We start from the raw sequence: 18327 nt of genomic DNA, 5'->3' as shown, positions 1-18327 counted from the left end.
TTTATAATGCAAAAGCTTATTGTTTAGCCTTAGCCGGAGCTACCTGCTGTGCCGGTTTTCCCAATGTTATCCTTCCGCTGTCACGCAAACGCTGAAAGCCATCTGTAATAACTTTATCATTCGGGTTTAATCCCGAGGTTATAACTACATCAGTACCTATACGGGGGCCTAGTTTTACTTTATGCTGCTTTGCAATAGTATCAAGAGAAACAAATACAAAAAATTCGCCCATATTTTCAGACACTGCTTTGTATGGGATCTGCAGTTTGTTTCCCGATTCGCTGTTCAATACGTTTAGCACACAGCTCATGCCATCCTTAAGTACGTCATTCTGATTTGGAAATTCAATTCTTACTTTAATGGTTCCTGTCTGGTTATTAACCCCGCGGTCAATAGCCCGAACTTTACCTGGTTGGTTATAAGTTGTACCATCAGATAGCTGAAGTTTAAAGGTAGAATCTGTGCTGCTTTTTTGGAGCCCGTAAAAACGATTGATATCCTGCTCATTAATTACCACATCAACACCAATTGGGTGCTCGCTTGATATGGTGTTCAGCAAAGTACTCCCCGGCGTAACCTGGGCGCCAAGCTTTACCTGCGAAATGCCTATCCGGCCGGTAAAAGGAGCGCTTATGGTTGCGTATGAAAGATCTGTTTTGGCTGATGCTAACGAAGCTTTTGCTACCGCTACCTGGCTTTTGCTGGTTTCATAGGCTGCTTCAGCCTGGTCGACAGTTTGGCGGGCAACGGCATCGTTTTTCAACAGCATATTATACCTATCAATATCTTTTTGTGCTTTTACAAGATTTGCCTGGGCACTTGATAAATTTGCCTGCGCCTGCTCATAAGCATCAAGGAATTTACGGCGGTCAATTTCATACAAAGGTTTGCCTTGTGTAACTATCTCGCCTTCTTTAAAAAATATACCGGTTATGAAGCCGGTAACCTGGCTCCTTAGCTCAACAGTATTTAAAGCAATTACGCTTCCCTGGTATTTATCATAATAAACGGCTTCGGCTTTTTTGGCTTCTGTAACATTTACCGGTGTTGGCGGCGGTGCAGCGTTTTGCTTTGCCTTATTATGGCATGACGACCATACTAACATACAAACCGTTCCTGTTAAAAGTATATCTCTTGTTTTCATATTCAATTTTTATTGTACAGACAATATGCCCAATGATTTTTCCAGGTCGATCTTGCTTGATAATAACTGGAACAACGCATTATAATAATTCAGTTCAGCAGTCCTCAGATCAGATTGCGCCACAATTACATCCAGGTAAGTTTTAATTCCTTCCCTGTACTGAAGGCTAACTATTTTGTACACATCTTTGGCAAGGTCAACATTTTGTTTTATCAGCTGCCAGCTGGTATAGTTACTTTTATAACCCGCCATTGCCTGTACATATTCGGTATTAATAGTATTTGCCGAATTTTCAATGTCCAGGTCAGTACGTGTAACCTGCAAACGTGCTTTGCTTAAATTTTGTAAGCGCTTCCCCCCCTGGAAAATAGGCAACGCTAATGAAAGCCCTGCATAAGCGCTTGGGTACGGTTTATTATAAAGGTTATTGAATCTGTCGCTTAAATACACCCAATTATAGCTGCCCGATGCCGATAAGGATGGCAAAAATCCATACCGGTAATAATTTACGTTTACGCCCTGCAGATTTTTTTGCGTTTGCAATAAACGGTATTCAATTCTATTGTTTACATCCAGCTTTTGGTTTGTATCAATGTTGGCTTCCTGCTCATACCGGGTTGAATCATAAGACAATACCAGATTATGACCGGCAGAGATTCCCATAATTTGTTTCAGAAAGGCAAGTTTGCTATTAATTGCCTCAGCAGTTTGTTTTCGGCTTGCTATTGAATTATTTAGCGCGATAGTTGCTTGTTTGTAGTCAATTTTATCAGATACGCCGGCCTGGTACCTGTTATAGGCATCTTTTAAACTGCGCTGCAGGCGGGTAATATCTTCATTTAAAATATCCAGTTGCTTTTGTGACAGCAGCACATCAAAAAATGCCTTACTAACATCCGATACCACATTTATCTGGCTGCTTAAAATATTCTCTTTATAATATTGGCGCGAATATTTGGCAGCTTTAGCCGCCTGCAGCACATCATTATTATAAACAACCTGGCTGGCCTGCAGGCCCAATAATGAAAACTCGTCTATTCTTGTACCTGCAGCAGGTGTTGTACCCGTGCCGGTATTTTGAGGGGTGCCCTTAAAATAATGCTGGTACTGGCCGGAACCGTTAACCTGTGGTAACCAGTCTGAAAGGCTTATTTTTATATCCCTTTCATTAATAGCCTCGTCAATGGAGGCTTGTCTTACCACCGGCTGATTGCGCAAAGCAAATTCAACACATTGCTTTAAGGTTACAACGGTATCGCCGCTGTTTTGCGCAAAAAGAGTAACTGGCAATATTATTGTTAAACAAAATATAAGGAAGTAAACAGTTTTTTTCATATATTGAGGTGCAGCGTCCTGGTATTAACACAAAAATATGAGAAAGTTTGTGTTATTTTTAACTTTTCATAAGGATGTGCTAATATGGTTACATTTTCTTTCTGGTGTAAATCAGGCAACAATATTTTTACGCAAGTATGTCATAAAAACAACAATTAGAAGCTGTTTTTGAAGTTTTTATAAAAAAATGAAAAATAGTGTCACCAAATAACTAAAAAAATTAATTAATTTGCCGAATGGGAGCTGGTTTGCTTTTATCGTAATTAAAAAAAATTACTAACTAAATATAAGATATAACCTAATTCATGGTATTTTTACAAAAAATTTAAGCAGGGTTAATACATGGTTAAAAGACTACATGAGAAGATAGCACAATTCCAGGATGCCAACCTAATCCGGGAAATGGGCCTATATCCGTATTTCAGACCGATAGAATCAGGTCAGGATACAGAAGTATTTATAGATGGCAAACGTGTATTAATGTTTGGTTCCAATTCCTACTTAGGATTAACAAGTCACCCTAAAATCAAAGAAGCATCAAAAAAGGCGATTGATAAATATGGAACCGGCTGTGCAGGATCAAGATTTTTAAACGGAACACTTGATATACATATTGAGCTGGAGCAAAGGCTTGCTAAATATGTTGATAAGGAAGCAGCTGTTTTATTCAGTACCGGTTTCCAGGTTAACCTGGGTGTGCTTTCAAGCATTACCGGCCGTAATGATTATTTGATATTGGATGAATATGATCATGCTTCGTTAATTGACGGAAGCAGGTTGTCATTTTCAAAAGTTATTAAGTATTCACATAACGATATGGAAGATCTTCAGCGCAAGCTGAGCATTTTACCTGAGGAAGCTGTGAAACTAATAGCTGTTGATGGTATCTTTAGCATGGAGGGCGATATTGTTAAGCTCCCTGAAATTGTTAAGATTGCTGATAAATTTGGTGCCAATATAATGGTTGATGATGCTCATAGTTTAGGGGTAATTGGCCATAATGGTGCAGGTACCGCTTCGCATTTCGGCCTTACCGACCAGGTTGACCTGATAATGGGTACATTCAGTAAATCATTAGCCTCATTAGGCGGATTTATTGCCAGCGATGCCGAAACGATAGATTATCTTAAACACCGCGCACGCGCTTTAATGTTTAGTGCAAGTATGCCTCCGGCATCTGTGGCAAGTGTAATTGCAGCATTGGATATTATTGAATCAGAACCTGAACGTATTGCCAAATTGTGGGATAATACCAATTATGCAATGAAACTTCTTTTAGAGGAAGGTTTTGACCTGGGTCCTACAGAAAGTCCAATTTTACCAATATATGTCAGGGATAATCATAAAACATTCCTTGTTACCAAACACCTGCAGGATTCAGGTATTTTTGTTAACCCGGTTGTTTCTCCTGCCGTACCTTCCGACTCATCTTTACTACGTTTTTCATTAATGGCTACACATACTTTTGAACAAATTGAAGAGGCCATTGAAAAAATCACTAAAGCATTTAAAGATGTTGGCGTTACATCAATTAAAGAAAACATATAAGCCGGCTTGTGCCGAAATAACAAAAGCTTAGCGCAAAAAAAAACAAGCATCGCAGATATTAATTTATCCGCGATGCTTATTACGTTTAAGGAAAAATACACATTACAGAACTTTATATCCTAATGAAGAAAATAGTACAGGTTAATTCTAAAAAAGAACTTGGGGCATTTATTGATTTTCCGCATGACCTTTATAAGAACGACCCAAACTATGTTCCGGAATTATTTATAGCTCAGCGCGACTTATTAACCATACATCCTTTTCACAAGCATAATTCGCTGCAAGCTTTTTTGGCTTATGATGGTGATAAGATTGTTGGCCGCATTGCTGCCATTTTGAATAATAGCCACAACGAATACAATAAGCGAAACGATGGCTTTTGGGGCTTTTTTGATTGTATAAACGACCAGGAAACTGCCAATCTGCTTTTTGAAACAGCTACAAAATGGCTTAAGGAAAGAGGTGTAGACCAAAAGTTCATCGGCCCGGTTAACTTTTCGACCAACGAAGCCTGCGGTTTGTTAATTAAAGGTTTTGACAGCCCGCCTATGTTGATGATGACCTATAATTATCCGTATTACATCGACCTGATTGAAAAAGCAAAATTTGAAAAACAAATCGACCTAATTGCCTGGCATTGGGATGGCGATGGATATGATGATAAATCAATAAGGTTGCTAACTGCTTTGCAGGAAAGGCTAAAACGCAACAATATCGTTATCCGTAAAGTTAATTTGAAAGACTTTAAAAATGAAGTTGCCAAGGTGCGTGAGGTTTACAATTCCGCATGGGATCAAAACAGCGGGTTTGTGCCATTTACAGATGAGGAGTTTGACTACCTGGCTAAAGACCTGAAATTGATCCTGGATGAGGATTTTGTTTGGGTTGCCGAACAGAATAATAAAATTGTTGGATTTGGTTTGGCTTTGCCAAATTTTAATGAAATTTTTCAAAAAATTAAACGGGGCAGACTATTCCCTACTGGCATTTTTAAATTGTTATTAAATAAAAAGAAAATAAAAAGCATCCGTATTTATGCGCTCGGCGTTGTTGACGGCTATCGCAAAATGGGTATTGAAGCTTGTTTATACGGATCGATAATAAGTGCATATAAGCGGAAAGGTCTTCTGCACGCAGAAGCAGGCTGGACCCTGGAAAATAACGTGCTTATTAACGAAGCCATTATTGCTATTAAAGGAGATCCATATAAAACATACAGGATCTACGAAAAAGAAATATGAAGGAACGGGTTTTAATAACCGGTGCAAGTGGTTTTGTTGGATACCACCTTATTGAAGAAGCATTAAATAGCAATCTCGAAGTTTTTGCAGCTGTACGTAAAAGCAGTAAAACCGATCATTTAAAAGGATTTGACATTAAATATACTTACCCTGACTTTACCAACCTGCAGGCGTTAAAGGATAATATAAATGAAAATAAGTATGATTATATTATTCATGCTGCCGGAGTTACCAAAGCCAGGTCATCAAAAGAGTATGACGATATAAATGCCGGCTATACTTATAATCTTGCATTAGCCGCGCTTGAAAGCAACATCGACTTTAAAAAATTTGTACTTGTAAGCAGTCTGGCAGCTGTTGGCCCGTTAAATAATTTAAATGGAATAATAACCGAAAACACTACCCCAAACCCGGTTACGGCATATGGCAGAAGCAAATTGCTTGCCGAAGAAAAATTAGAAAGCTTAGCTGCTTTAAACTATACTATATTAAGGCCCACCGGCGTATATGGTCCGCGCGACCGTGATATTTTCATTTTTTTTAAACAGCTTAATAATCGCATTGAGCCGTACATAGGTAATTTTGAGCAAAATTTGAGCCTTATATATGTTTCAGATCTGGCAAAAGCGGCAATTAAAGCTTTATATGCAGGCAATAAAAAAACATATAATCTGAGTGACGGAAGCTTTTATAACAGGTATGAATTAGGCAATATTACTAAGGAAGTATTAAATTTAAAAACCGTTAAATTTCATTTGCCTGTAAACTTTGTAAAATTAATAGCTAATATAGCTGAAAAAGTGAGTTCTTTGAGCAACAAAGCTTCTGTATTGAATGTTGAGAAACTAAATGAGCTCATGGCCGTTAATTGGAATTGTGATATTGCACAAGCTAAAGCTGATCTTGGATTTTCTCCCCTGTATGATCTGAGATCGGGAGTGATCGAAACACTGAAATGGTATAAAGCCAATAATTGGCTATAAAAATTGTATACACTATAATTAATAAATATGAAAACTAATATTACACCAGCTAATGGTAAATTAGGTATTTTAATTCCGGGCCTGGGAGCGGTAGCCACAACAATGATTGCCGGCGTTGAAGCGGTAAAAAAAGGCATATCACAACCCATAGGCTCGCTTACCCAAATGGGGAGCATACGTTTAGGAAAAAGAACAGAAAACCGTTACCCAAAGGTTAAGGATTTTGTTCCATTGGCGAAACTTGACGATATTGTATTTGGCGGATGGGACGTATATTCAGATAATGTTTTTGAAGCAGCAACAAAAGCTAAAGTGCTTGAAGCCGGTTTACTAAACGCGGTAAAATCAGAGCTTGAAGCTGTAGTGCCAATGAAGGCTGCTTTTGATAAAAACTACGCAAAAAACCTGATAGGTACACACGTTAAAACTGGTACCCGTTATGAAATGGCGCAGGAGGTAATGAATGATATTACCACATTTAAAGAAAAGAATGGCTGCGATAGGATCGTATTGATCTGGTGCGGATCAACAGAAATATATTACGAAGCTTCAGATATTCACCAAACTATTGCCAAGTTTGAGCAAGCTTTAATTGATGATGATAAACGTATTTCGCCAAGTATGATATATGCTTATGCTGCTTTAAAAATGGGTATCCCGTTTGCAAACGGTGCACCTAACTTAACAGTGGACATCCCGGCAATGATTGAGCTTGCAAAATTAACTGAAACCCCAATTGCAGGTAAAGACTTTAAAACAGGCCAAACTTTAATGAAAACTATTTTAGCACCAGGCTTAGCTGCACGGTCATTAGGTGTTAAAGGCTGGTTCTCAACCAATATATTAGGAAACCGGGATGGTTTGGTATTGGATGATCCGGATAACTTTAAAACTAAGGAAGTTTCAAAACTGGGTGTACTTGAAGACATTTTGAGGCCTGAAGATAACCCCGAATTATATGGCGACCTTTATCATAAAATTCGTATCGACTATTATCCGCCGCATGGCGATAATAAAGAAAGCTGGGATAACATTGACATTTTTGGTTGGTTAGGCTATAAAATGCAGATCAAGATCAATTTTCTTTGCCGCGACTCTATTTTAGCTGCTCCTATTGCTTTGGATTTGGCTTTATTCAGTGATTTGGCTAAAAGATCAGGCATGAGCGGGATCCAGGAGTGGTTATCATTTTACCTTAAATCACCACAAACAGCGGAAGGCCTGCCGCCTGAAAATGACATTTTTAAACAGTTAATCAAATTACAAAATACACTCCGCCATTTAATGGGTGAAGACCTGATCACTCACCTTGGTCTTGATTATTACCAGGAACTGGTTGATGTGTTGTAAAAGTTGACTGCATGAGTTGCTGATTAAGTTGATTTTGTTAGCTATTGTTATCCAAATCAATTTAATCCAACTCATTAACCTAGCCTAATCATATACAACCTTATCAATTAAGTTACAATTCGTTAGCCTTATACTATCATCCTATTTTTCAACGTTGTAGGGTTTAATTTATACCCATGCAATTGAAAACCACGCTAAACCTATCCAAACTGCAAATCATATTTGACTTTTTGACCACAATAGTCTGTAAGGATTTTTTTTACCTTTGGCACAGAATTACAATTTGTCACACATATCTAAAAATGCTTTCCGAATAGAGTTTTGAAGCTAAGGTTTCTATAATTTAAAAGTAAATCTGTCTTGAAGCGGGCTGGTTTAATGAGTGATTATATTATCTGTAATCTTTGGAGTGCTTATTGCAAGTAAATTGGTTAATTATTGTTAAAAGATGATTTCATACATATTTTATAGCCCACAATCACGTATATCTATAAAATTTGTATCCGCGTTAACTACATGAACTATACATTTATATACAAGAAGTTATTTTTGTTAAGCTTCTTTTTACTTTTTACCACAATAATATATGCACAAACAACGGTTGTTAGCGGCATTGTTACTGATGCTAGTAATAAACAGCCAATGCCTTCTGTAACTGTTGCATTTGCAGGTACAACAATAGGCGGGCCAACCGATAATGATGGTAAGTTCAATATCAGCACTGATGGTGCTGTTAAACAGATCAAAGTTTCTTTCCTGGGTTATAAAGATGTTTATTTACCTGTTAAACAGGGTATTACGCAAGTAATAAATGTGAAGTTAGTTCCGGTGTCCAATCAATTGAATGAGGTTACGGTCACCGCGGGTAAAAAGCCCAAATATCGTAATAAAGATAATCCAGCAGTCGAGCTGATCCGTAAGGTTATTGAAAATAAAGAAAAAAACCGTCCCGAAAGTTATCCATATGTAGAGTATAAAGAGTATGATAAAATGCAGTTTTCACTAAGCAATGTCTCACCAACATTAGCTGATAAAAAGTTTTTTCGCAAATATGCATTTGTTATAAACAACCGTGATAGCACTACGGTGCCCGGTAAATCATTATTGCCTATTTTCCTTAATGAAAAACTTACTCAATACTATTACCGCAAAAACCCCGAAAAAGAAAAAACAATTGTACTTGGCGAAAAAAATGTAAATTTTGGTGGTTCGGTTGATAGTGAAGGTTTAGGTGCATATTTTAAACACATGTATTACAAGGTTGATATTTATGATAATACAATCTTCCTGATGACCAATAACTTTTTGAGCCCCATAGCCAACTCATCTCCAACCTTTTATAAATTTTTTATAACTGACACCATTGCATTTAAAAACACCAAGCTTATTGAGCTAAGCTTTACCCCAAGAAATACAGCCGATATGCTTTTTGTAGGTAAATTGTATGTAACGCTTGATGGCAACTATGCTGTTGAAAAAGTTGAGCTTAACATCAACAAAAACATTAATCTTAATTTTGTTAACTCCATGAAAGTTAACCAGGAGTTTGAACAAAACCCTGATGGGCGGTTTCACCTTAGTAAAAGCACTACGCTCGCTGATTTTGGTTTAACTAAAAATAAGAAAGGCGGCTTGTTTGGGATCCGGACTATTACTTATGCTAATTATGAGGTTAATAAACAGCGCCCTGATACCACTTACCAACACCAGGAGCTGGAAGAATCTGACGAAGTAAAACACAGAAGTGATGAATTTTGGGACCAAAACCGTTTGGATACGCTTAGCGTGGCAGAGTCAAAGGTGTATAAAAATGTAGATAGCTTAAGAAATATGCCATCTTTCAGGCGTACCATGGATATTGCGACACTCATCTTGGCGGGTTATAAAGGCTTTGGCGGATTTGAATTAGGTCCGGCAAATACATTTTATAGCTTTAACCCGGTTGAAGGTTTTAAACTCCGTGTTGGCGGCCGTACAACTCCCGAATTAAGCAAACGATATTATTTTGAAACCTATGGCGCTTATGGTTTTAAAGATGAGCGTTTTAAATACTTCTTAAGCGCTACTTACTCGCTTAATAATAAATCTATCTACAAGTTTCCACAAAACTATATTAGGGTAAGCACTCAATATGATACGCATATTCCGGGGGCTAACCTCCAATTTGTACAGGAAGACAACTTTTTGCTCTCATTTAAAAGAGGCCAGAATGATAAATACCTGTATGACAGAAACTACAATTTTGACTATGTACAGGAATTTCTAAACCATTTCTCCTATCATTTTAGCCTGAAAAGATTAACCCAGGCACCGGCGGGTTCTTTATATTTTTTAAATACAGTAGACAATAATACCGCAAACGAAGTAAAAGATCTTACAACCAGCGAAGTGGGCTTAAGCTTAAGATATGCCCCTAAGGAGCAGTTTTACCAGGGTAAAATATACCGTATTCCAATACCTGGCAAATACCCTGTGTTATCGCTTGATTATACTGCCGGTTTAAAAAATGTTTTAAGCAGTGCTTATGGCTATCAAAATCTGCATTTGCAAATGGATAAGCGTTTTTATCTTTCGTACCTGGGCTATGCCGATGTTACTATTGAAGGAGCAAAAATGTTTGGACAGGTGCCTTATCCCCTGCTTGATATATTCCGTGCAAACCAAACTTATGCTTATGATATTTACTCCTACAACTTAATGAACTTTTTAGAGTTTGTGGGCGATCATTATGCAAGCATAAACATTGATCAGCATTTTGCAGGGTTCTTCTTCAATAAGATCCCATTGTTAAAAAAATTAAAATGGCGCGAGGTTGCTACATTTAAAGCAATTTATGGCGGGTTGAATGATCAGAATAATCCTTCATTGCATCCGTCATTATATCAATTTCCTGTAACTGCAACCGGACAACCAATAACATATGCGTTAGGAAATACTCCTTATGTTGAAGGTAGTGTTGGGATTGAAAATATATTTAAATTTGTACGAATTGATTTAGTTAGGCGATTTACTTATTTAGATCATCCTGATGTTTCAAAAATGGGGATCCGTGCACGGGTAAAATTTGATTTTTAAATTATTGGCATCATAAAAAATGGAACAGCAAACATCTGTACGTACTAACCTTCAGTTGGGCATTTATAAGGTTATAGACCCTGTAGTTAAGGTTTTTATAAAATTGGGCCTTACACCAAATGTAGTTACATCAATTGGATTTGTACTGAACGTTGGGGTAGCTATAATATTTATTATAGGTGCCGAAGAAGGTAACCGCGGCGATCTTACTTATGTGGGATGGGCAGGCGGCCTTATACTTTTTGCCGGCTTGTTTGATATGCTTGACGGCCAGGTTGCCCGCCTGGGAAATATGAAATCAACATTCGGTGCACTGTATGATTCGGTATTAGACCGTTACAGCGAATTGATAATGTTTTTAGGCATTTGCTATTATCTTGTTGGCCACCATTATTTTTTAAGTTCGATATTCGCCTTTATTGCACTTATCGGCTCAATGATGGTAAGCTATGTAAGGGCACGGGCAGAAGGTCTTGGCATTGAGTGCAAAGGCGGTTTAATGCAACGACCTGAACGCGTAGTTACTATTGGCTTTTGTGCCATGCTTTGCGGCCTTACCTCACTATATATTGGCGGCGATTATAAGCTTTATGTACCGGGGATTAAGTTTCACGTTTTTGAAACCATGACGATATTTACTTTTCCAATTGCAGTTGTAGCTATACTTACAAATATTACCGCGTTTAAAAGATTGATTGATGCTAAAAAGTCACTCATAGCGCAACAATAATTTGGCTTTGTGATCGTCTAAATATTAAGTAATTGTACATTAGATAGACCTCTTAGACGGAAAATATCATATCTTCGTAACAATTACATAAAAAGGCTTACAGTTCACCAAAACTTTGCTAAAATTGGTGCTTCAAATAAATTAATAAATTGAATAGCAGGCAGAGAAATTTTAAACATTTTAAACCCTGAGCAAAGATGAAAAAGAAATATGTTTCCAATTCACAGGAATCTGTGAGAATGTTTAAGAGTGACTTTTTAGAGCGTCTATCTAAAGTTCATTTTACTGTACCCTTGTATATTTTTATACCTGTAATAGCTTTCTGTATCTATAAATATACTCAAACCGGCTTAGGTACTCTTCTTTTTATTGAGTTATTTATATCGGGCCTTTTTATATGGACATTAGTTGAATATATAATGCACCGCTTTGTATTTCATTATGAGCCTGCCGACAAACCATGGGCGCAAAGAATGCATTTTGTTTTTCACGGAGTACATCACGATTATCCAAGCGATGCCAAACGTTTGGTTCTGCCTCCATCTATGAGCATTCCGTTGGCAACCGGATTTTACTTTTTGTTTAATGCTATTTTACCAACCAATTACGTTTTTGGCTTTTTCCCGGCTTTTATATTAGGCTACCTGTTTTATGATATATCACATTATGCCATACATCATTTCAATTTTAAAGGCAATATCTGGAAAAAAATAAAACAACACCATATGTTACACCATTACCAGGATCCGGCCAAGGGATACGGCGTTAGTTCGCCGCTTTGGGATAAAATTTTCAGGTCAGATTTCTTAAAAAAATAGCATGACTAATGCTGTTGGTGATCGTATAAAGATCAATATACGATCTGTGTCTATTATTATAATAATAACCTTATTTTATTTACTATTATCCGCAGTACTAGTTGGGTTTAAAACCGATCAATTATTTCTTGCGGGCATATTTAACATTGCGTTTTTCCTATCGCCCATAAGCCGTAAATTCATTATTGGTTTTTCTATATTTATAGTTTATTGGATCATCTTCGATTATATGAAGGCATTTCCAAATTACAACTATAATACGGTGCATATTGCAGATTTGTACAACTTTGAAAAGCATTTGTTCGGAATTCATTTTAATGGCAAGCTTTTGACCCCAAATGAATATTGGCGTGTAAATGGAAAAACCTGGATGGATGTTGCCGCCGGCATATTTTACCTTTGCTGGATCCCCGTTCCCTTAGCGTTTGCGGGCTTTCTGTTCTTCAAAAACAGGCGGTTGTTTTTATATTTTTCGCTGACCTTTGTTTTGGTCAATTTCATTGGTTTCGTGGTTTATTACCTATACCCTGCCGCACCGCCATGGTATGTGCAGTATAACGGTTTTATCTTTCATGCTAAAACACCTGGAAATACTGCCGGACTGGCAAAATTTGATGCTTACTTCCGCACAGGTGTTTTTAAATCAATATACTCAAAAGGTTCAAATGTATTTGCTGCAATGCCGTCTCTGCATTCATCATACCCACTTATAGTTTTATATTATGGAATAAAAAACCGCTTGGGAATGATCAATATATTTTTTGCAGTGGTAATGTTTGGCATTTGGTTTACCGCTGTATATGCAAGTCATCATTATATTTTAGATGTGCTAGCTGGCATCCTTTCAGCAATTGTGGGCATTGCTATTTTTAATATTTTAATTAACAGGGTAAATTTCTTTAGAAAATCCATAGATAATTACGAAAAATATATCAGCTGATATTACCTCTTTATCCTTTTAGCCGGAATTTCTGTACTAATTACTTGTCAGTCTTGACCACTATACCCTATTAATAACGTTTATTATTATTTTGTCATAACAGGGATTCTTAAATAAAAGTGTTTTCAATTTCACATAGCAATAAATTATTTATTAGGAGGAAAATACAATGCCAATTACTGTCATGTTACCAATTATAGGCACATTTTTTGACTGCGATAAGTATATTTATACTCCTTGCACCGGGATAGCTTATGAAAAAAACGACTACGCTATTTATTTTAATATTAGTTTGCTTTAAGTTATCGGCATCAGCAGTCTTTATTGATACCGATAAGGTAATAATACCCGACGCTCAAAAAGACAGTATAAAATCTCAGGAGCAAGCCACAGCTAATCTTAAATTTTTAGCGCTTTCTGATTTTTCAATACCTGTTCATCCTAAAAACGACTTGAGTTTGGCAGTAACTTCACACTATCCCGCTGATTTGAATTATTCAGTCCCTGTACATCACCAGGAGGATTTTGGTTTAATAGCAATTACTTATCCGGATAGCCTGAATTTTTCGCCGCTTGCAAAACATTCCGGTAGCTTAAGCATGGCAGACTCACACCTTGCCGAGAATCCAAATAATCTGTTAAGGATAAGGAATGCGGATAGCCTTAGACTTATAGCCATATTAATAAGACAGGATAGCATAAAATCTGTGATCTATAGGGCAAATAAAGACAGTGTAAGACAGCATTTGGCTACAATGAGTCTCGACAGCCTTAAACAACAGTTAAAGCTACCTGCCGCCGATTTATTTAAGGGTCAGATCTATAATGAGATTGCAACCCGTTACCTGGCCTACGACACCATAAGTAATAGGATGACCCGGGCAAGTTTTCAGAACAAGGCATTAAACTATACGATGCTGGCATTGCACCAGTACTCACATTTTAACGATACTGTGGGTTTGCGAATATCTTTTGACCACCTGGTTAAAGTTTATATGTCGCAAAAGAAATACAGCCAGGCAAAGTGGTTCATACTGCAATCAAATTCTTTGTCAAGAGCCAAGAACGATCCTGATAATGTAATAGCTTCACTTATTACGCTGTCGGCTATAAAAAGTGAATTAAAGGATTATACGCTCGCAGTGGGCGATTTGAATGAAGCTTTGCAAATTGCACAAGCCAATCACTATCAAAAAACCGAATTGGAAGTATTGAAAAACTTCGCACTGTTTTATAGCCGTCTTAAAAACTATCCTAAAGAAGAAGCAATGCTAAAAAAACGGGATTCATTAGAGGAGCGGATGCGAAAAGATGAGGTAGCTAAACTCACCGCCAGTTTAGCTAGTAAAGATTCAGCAGAAAAGAAAAAAGCAGATTCGATTCAAGTCAAAAAAAAAGTATATACCTCAAATACCAGGAAGCCCTCAAAAAGCGGCTCCGTCAGGAAAGTAGCTACATTATAGTTCTTGTAATTGTAATTTCATTAGTAGTTACAGCGGTATTCATTTTTTATAAGCGTAAACGTGGTAATTGGAGATCAATAGTCCGAAGACCAAAAAGGTAATTTATTTTATTGAGTCAATACTAAACCTCTATTGATGTTAGTTGTCAAATAGTTATGAAGATTTTATTAAAAGGATTATTTACAACACTCTCCATACTCTTTTTTCAATCAACATTTGCACAGCAAACTGTAAGTACGTCTGAATTCAGGCGCGAATTTTTAGAAAACATTAATCACGTAAGAAAAAAAGGCTGCAATTGCGGTACAACCTTTATGGCTCCTGCTCCTCCGTTAGTTTGGAACAATGACCTGGAAGTTGCGGCCCTTGGGCATGCGAAAGATATGGCCAATAAAAATTATTTTAGTCATACCAGTAAAGATGGGCGCACTATGGATAAACGTGTAGTAGCCGCAGGATATCTTTATAAGGGTTATAAAAGTTTTGCCGTAGGCGAAAACATTGCCCAGGGCCAAATGAGCATAGCTGAAGTAATGGATGGCTGGTTTAAAAGCCCGGGCCATTGCAAAAACCTGATGAACCCTGCGTTTAAAGAAATCGGGATAGCGCTTCACAATACTTATTGGGTTCAGGATTTTGGTGGCCGGGAATCATTTACTGAAGAACAGCTGAAGATGATAAAGAGCGGTAAGGCTAAATTGATTGAGAATAGATAACCTACTCTGCCTTATTCTCTTTGGGTCCGCGTTTATAAATAATCAATCCGTTTAAAAAATTTCGAAGGATCTGGTCGCCGCAAGGTTTAAAATTGGGATGATCGTCCTTGCGAAATATTGCGCCAAGCTCCGTTTTAGTGATCCTGAAGTTTGCAAGGTTTAAAACCTCTATAATATCATCATCGGTAAAATGCATGGCTACCCTTAGCTTTTTCATGATATCATTATTGCTCATATTCTCTTTATTATAAAGTATTTATATTGAAATTTCGATTTTAACCTTTTTGTTTTTAATCTTTTCTGATTTAAGTAATTCTACAGTCCGCTTTGCCCGGTTACGTTTAACTGCAGCATAGGACGAATAATCCAGAACTTCAATCAAGCCCAGGTCTTCTTTTGACAGCTCGCCCTTTTGCAACAGCAGGCCAACAATATCAACCTTGTTAATTTTATCCTTTTTGCCAGCGCCTATATATACGGTAAGCCATGGCGTGGGTTTGGGGACAGGAAGATCAGCCGACAGTACTTCAATTTCAGGGGCCTGATCAAGGTACTTAAGCTTTTCGTCCTCGGTTAATATCAGGTATGCAGTTCCTTTTGCTTGCATTCGCGCTGTACGGCCGTTGCGGTGTAAAAATGCTTCTTCGTTATGCGGCAATTGGTAATGCACTATATATTCAATCTCGGGAATATCAAGCCCGCGGGATGCAAGATCAGTAGTGATCAAAAGGCGATGGCTTCCGTTCCTGAACTTTAGCAATGCGCGTTCTCTGTCTTCCTGTTCCATTTTCCCATGAAAAATATCATGTTCCAGCCCCCTATCCCATAACAGTTCACTTATTCGCTCAACCGCTTCACGGTGATTACAAAAAATCAGTGTAGCCTTGTCCCCTATTTTACAGAGCAGTGAAAATAATGTATCCAGTTTATCAGCAGCCGGTGATATAACAGCTTTTAATTTAAGATCGGGAACGTTTGTTTTATTTTGCAGAAAATCTACTTCGATGGGATTATTGATCCCTGTAAATGACGGGATCTCTTCCATTTTAGTCGCCGAAGTAAGGATGCGTTTGCTCAAATGGTCCATCTGACGGATGATATAGGTCATATCTTCCTGGAAACCGAATTCAAGTGCCTTATCAAACTCATCAAGTATCAATGTTTTAATAGTATCGGTACTAAAGCTATTTCTGCGAAGATGGTGGCCTATCCTTCCCGGTGTACCTATTAAGACTGCAGGTGGCTGTGAAAGATTATTTCGTTCAATTTTTACCGGATGGCCCCCATAACAAACATTTACCTTAAAGCCGCTACCTATAGTTTTAAATACCTGCTCTATCTGTAAAGCTAATTCACGGGAGGGAACAAGGATCAGGGCCTGTACTGTTGGTATTTTATCATCTAACAGGGATAATAACGGTAACAAAAAGCCAAGTGTTTTACCTGAACCTGTTGGAGATAGTAAAACCACATCTCCCTTTTTTGCAGCTTCAAGCGCAGCATACTGCATTTTATTTAGTTCGGTTATCTTTAGCTTTTCGAGCGCTTTTTTTATCATGTGGGGCAAAGATACGGAATAAAGGGGATAGCATCCTGTTATACCGAAGCCGCTCCAATAGGAGGATTCCATATGGTATGTAATATATCAATTTGTTAGAAGATGTTTCGTGCCTATGGCACTCGTTTCGGATGGCCTATACCCAACGGATTAAAATCCGTTGCTACAATATTGGCCGAGGCTATGCCTCTGATTTATCCTGTTTATTAAATTTATGGGGCTATAAGTTAATCACCACATTTCAAAGAGCCGTAGGCTCGAAGCATTTTGTAACAACGGGTTTTAACCCGTTGCTTACAATGCCCCAGCAAAAGTGCCTTAGGCACGACCCATATTTCTACATCAGGTCATGAAAAAGATATTGTTCATCATAATCGATGTTGAATTTTTTCAACAACTCTATGTACTCTACTTTAAAGGTTTGCTTTTTGTGATGTTCTTCCTGGTTTTGAATGTATTTATAAACCTTTTCAACTTGCGATTGCCCGTATGAAAACACGCCGTATCCTTCCTGCCATTCAAAACGATGGGGAGTTAGTGAGTGATCATTGATGTATTTAGATGACTTTGCCTTCACTGTTTTCATTAGTTCGGAAACTGACACGACAGGCTTAAGCCCGAGAAAACAATGCACATGATCTTCCACTCCGTTTACAATAATGGTTAGCTTCATTGATCAAATTACCAATAACAGAAAAGAGTTGGAGTTTCCAGTCTTTTTCAATCACAGCTTCCCTGTGTTTAACAGCAAAAACTGTTTGCTGATAAATTTGATGATTCGTGTTTGCCACTGTACTTAAAGTTTATTTGATCCTGTTTTACAATTTTTCAATCCTTCATGTCTGCGGGGCTGGTGCTTACTGCGCAATTGTCTACAAAAACCCACCCACCAAAAAGAAAATGCCAATAATCGCAAATCCCATACTTGCCCACCACAAGGCTTTTCGTTTTGTTATAATGGATATAGCGCCAATAGCTATGGCAACCTGGAACAACGTTACACTTTTTGCAAGTGTTGAATGCTTGGCTGTATGTTCGTCACTCTCTTTTTGAAAAGCTTTTGCTTCGGCCATTATTTTAGCTTGTTCTGCTTTATTTTCCTTTACCTTCTCAGCATCTTCAGCAACAGGCGCTTTACCCATAGCAACCAATATTTTATTGGAAGTTACAAGCATTTCCGACTTAATACCCTTCGCCTGGTAAAACGCCCATTGATCTGATGAGCGCATTTGCGACAGCATAGCCTCATCAGCATGGCTCCCGGCCATCAGCCCTGCAATTGCAGCTAAAACCGCAAATACGGCAGTGGTAAGCGCCACATATAAAACCCATTTCTCTTTTCCTTCATTAAGCATATGATGGGCGTGCTCATTGCTTTGTTCATGTATTTTTTCTGAGAAATTTTCTATTTCGTCCATGCAGGGGT

Annotated in this window: 16 protein-coding genes; 10 read left to right on the top strand and 6 right to left on the bottom strand. The window is 37.8% G+C overall.

Going from position 1 to position 18327, the window contains the following annotated elements:
* Positions 1-16: 16 nt before the first annotated feature.
* Positions 17-1144 carry an efflux RND transporter periplasmic adaptor subunit gene (locus JWQ54_RS11745; RefSeq protein ID WP_299584823.1) on the bottom strand — a complete coding sequence of 376 codons (1128 nt, stop codon included), beginning with the start codon at positions 1142-1144 and terminating at the stop codon, positions 17-19.
* A gap of 9 nt (positions 1145-1153) precedes the next feature.
* Entirely contained in the window at positions 1154-2479 is a 1326-nt protein-coding gene (locus tag JWQ54_RS11740) for a TolC family protein (RefSeq protein ID WP_299584821.1), read from the bottom strand.
* A gap of 342 nt (positions 2480-2821) precedes the next feature.
* Here JWQ54_RS11740 and JWQ54_RS11735 point away from each other — a divergent pair, with 342 nt between their 5' ends.
* From JWQ54_RS11735 to JWQ54_RS11690, 10 genes are all read left to right on the top strand, one after another.
* Positions 2822-4027: a pyridoxal phosphate-dependent aminotransferase family protein gene (locus JWQ54_RS11735; RefSeq protein ID WP_299584819.1), complete on the top strand. Its 1206-nt coding sequence runs from the start codon at positions 2822-2824 to the stop codon at positions 4025-4027.
* A 122-nt stretch (positions 4028-4149) separates the two neighbouring features.
* On the top strand, positions 4150-5268 hold the full coding sequence (locus JWQ54_RS11730; RefSeq protein ID WP_299584817.1) for a hypothetical protein: 1119 nt from the start codon (positions 4150-4152) through the stop codon (positions 5266-5268).
* Positions 5265-6251, top strand: coding sequence for an NAD(P)-dependent oxidoreductase (locus tag JWQ54_RS11725; RefSeq protein WP_299584814.1), 987 nt, complete (start codon positions 5265-5267; stop codon positions 6249-6251). Before JWQ54_RS11730 ends, JWQ54_RS11725 begins: the two co-directional genes overlap by 4 nt.
* Before the next feature lie 27 nt (positions 6252-6278).
* Complete coding sequence (locus JWQ54_RS11720; RefSeq protein WP_299584812.1) at positions 6279-7601, top strand: inositol-3-phosphate synthase; 1323 nt, start codon at positions 6279-6281, stop codon at positions 7599-7601.
* 516 nt (positions 7602-8117) lie between these two features.
* Positions 8118-10676 (top strand): DUF5686 and carboxypeptidase-like regulatory domain-containing protein, encoded by a 2559-nt coding sequence (locus JWQ54_RS11715; protein WP_299584810.1) that lies wholly within the window; start codon positions 8118-8120, stop codon positions 10674-10676.
* Between the two features lie 19 nt (positions 10677-10695).
* Entirely contained in the window at positions 10696-11406 is a 711-nt protein-coding gene (locus JWQ54_RS11710) for a CDP-alcohol phosphatidyltransferase family protein (RefSeq protein WP_299584808.1), read from the top strand.
* 197 nt (positions 11407-11603) lie between these two features.
* Complete coding sequence (locus tag JWQ54_RS11705) at positions 11604-12224, top strand: sterol desaturase family protein (RefSeq protein ID WP_299584807.1); 621 nt, start codon at positions 11604-11606, stop codon at positions 12222-12224.
* Between the two features lies 1 nt (position 12225).
* Positions 12226-13164, top strand: a complete 939-nt coding sequence (locus tag JWQ54_RS11700) for a phosphatase PAP2 family protein (protein ID WP_299584806.1) — start codon at positions 12226-12228, stop codon at positions 13162-13164.
* 254 nt (positions 13165-13418) lie between these two features.
* On the top strand, positions 13419-14627 hold the full coding sequence (locus tag JWQ54_RS11695) for a hypothetical protein (RefSeq protein WP_299584804.1): 1209 nt from the start codon (positions 13419-13421) through the stop codon (positions 14625-14627).
* 155 nt (positions 14628-14782) lie between these two features.
* A complete protein-coding gene (locus tag JWQ54_RS11690) occupies positions 14783-15343 on the top strand; it encodes a CAP domain-containing protein (RefSeq protein WP_299584802.1) in 561 nt (186 codons plus the stop codon).
* A 1-nt stretch (position 15344) separates the two neighbouring features.
* Here the strand turns inward: JWQ54_RS11690 and JWQ54_RS11685 are convergent, their stop codons facing one another.
* The 4 genes from JWQ54_RS11685 to JWQ54_RS11670 form a co-directional block, all read right to left on the bottom strand.
* Positions 15345-15578, bottom strand: a complete 234-nt coding sequence (locus JWQ54_RS11685) for a DUF1456 family protein (RefSeq protein ID WP_299584800.1) — start codon at positions 15576-15578, stop codon at positions 15345-15347.
* Between the two features lie 21 nt (positions 15579-15599).
* Positions 15600-16973: a DEAD/DEAH box helicase gene (locus tag JWQ54_RS11680; protein WP_367187094.1), complete on the bottom strand. Its 1374-nt coding sequence runs from the start codon at positions 16971-16973 to the stop codon at positions 15600-15602.
* 265 nt (positions 16974-17238) lie between these two features.
* Entirely contained in the window at positions 17239-17574 is a 336-nt protein-coding gene (locus JWQ54_RS11675) for a transposase (protein WP_299584797.1), read from the bottom strand.
* A 199-nt stretch (positions 17575-17773) separates the two neighbouring features.
* Complete coding sequence (locus tag JWQ54_RS11670; protein ID WP_299584795.1) at positions 17774-18319, bottom strand: DUF4337 domain-containing protein; 546 nt, start codon at positions 18317-18319, stop codon at positions 17774-17776.
* Positions 18320-18327: the final 8 nt, after the last annotated feature.

The sequence above is a fragment of the Mucilaginibacter sp. genome (assembly GCF_028288225.1).
Lineage (GTDB): Bacteria > Bacteroidota > Bacteroidia > Sphingobacteriales > Sphingobacteriaceae > Mucilaginibacter.
Note: the sequence above shows the minus strand (reverse complement) of the source record. Positions and strands in the feature narration are given on the sequence as shown.

Bases quoted from the DNA above. Each gene is read 5' to 3' on its own strand.
- JWQ54_RS11745 (WP_299584823.1), bottom strand. From the start codon at position 1,144: ATGAAAACAAGAGATATACTTTTAACAGGAACGGTTTGTATGTTAGTA.
- JWQ54_RS11740 (WP_299584821.1), bottom strand. From the start codon at position 2,479: ATGAAAAAAACTGTTTACTTCCTTATATTTTGTTTAACAATAATATTG.
- JWQ54_RS11735 (WP_299584819.1), top strand. From the start codon at position 2,822: ATGGTTAAAAGACTACATGAGAAGATAGCACAATTCCAGGATGCCAAC.
- JWQ54_RS11730 (WP_299584817.1), top strand. From the start codon at position 4,150: ATGAAGAAAATAGTACAGGTTAATTCTAAAAAAGAACTTGGGGCATTT.
- JWQ54_RS11725 (WP_299584814.1), top strand. From the start codon at position 5,265: ATGAAGGAACGGGTTTTAATAACCGGTGCAAGTGGTTTTGTTGGATAC.
- JWQ54_RS11720 (WP_299584812.1), top strand. From the start codon at position 6,279: ATGAAAACTAATATTACACCAGCTAATGGTAAATTAGGTATTTTAATT.
- JWQ54_RS11715 (WP_299584810.1), top strand. From the start codon at position 8,118: ATGAACTATACATTTATATACAAGAAGTTATTTTTGTTAAGCTTCTTT.
- JWQ54_RS11710 (WP_299584808.1), top strand. From the start codon at position 10,696: ATGGAACAGCAAACATCTGTACGTACTAACCTTCAGTTGGGCATTTAT.
- JWQ54_RS11705 (WP_299584807.1), top strand. From the start codon at position 11,604: ATGAAAAAGAAATATGTTTCCAATTCACAGGAATCTGTGAGAATGTTT.
- JWQ54_RS11700 (WP_299584806.1), top strand. From the start codon at position 12,226: ATGACTAATGCTGTTGGTGATCGTATAAAGATCAATATACGATCTGTG.
- JWQ54_RS11695 (WP_299584804.1), top strand. From the start codon at position 13,419: ATGAAAAAAACGACTACGCTATTTATTTTAATATTAGTTTGCTTTAAG.
- JWQ54_RS11690 (WP_299584802.1), top strand. From the start codon at position 14,783: ATGAAGATTTTATTAAAAGGATTATTTACAACACTCTCCATACTCTTT.
- JWQ54_RS11685 (WP_299584800.1), bottom strand. From the start codon at position 15,578: ATGAGCAATAATGATATCATGAAAAAGCTAAGGGTAGCCATGCATTTT.
- JWQ54_RS11680 (WP_367187094.1), bottom strand. From the start codon at position 16,973: ATGGAATCCTCCTATTGGAGCGGCTTCGGTATAACAGGATGCTATCCC.
- JWQ54_RS11675 (WP_299584797.1), bottom strand. From the start codon at position 17,574: ATGAAGCTAACCATTATTGTAAACGGAGTGGAAGATCATGTGCATTGT.
- JWQ54_RS11670 (WP_299584795.1), bottom strand. From the start codon at position 18,319: ATGGACGAAATAGAAAATTTCTCAGAAAAAATACATGAACAAAGCAAT.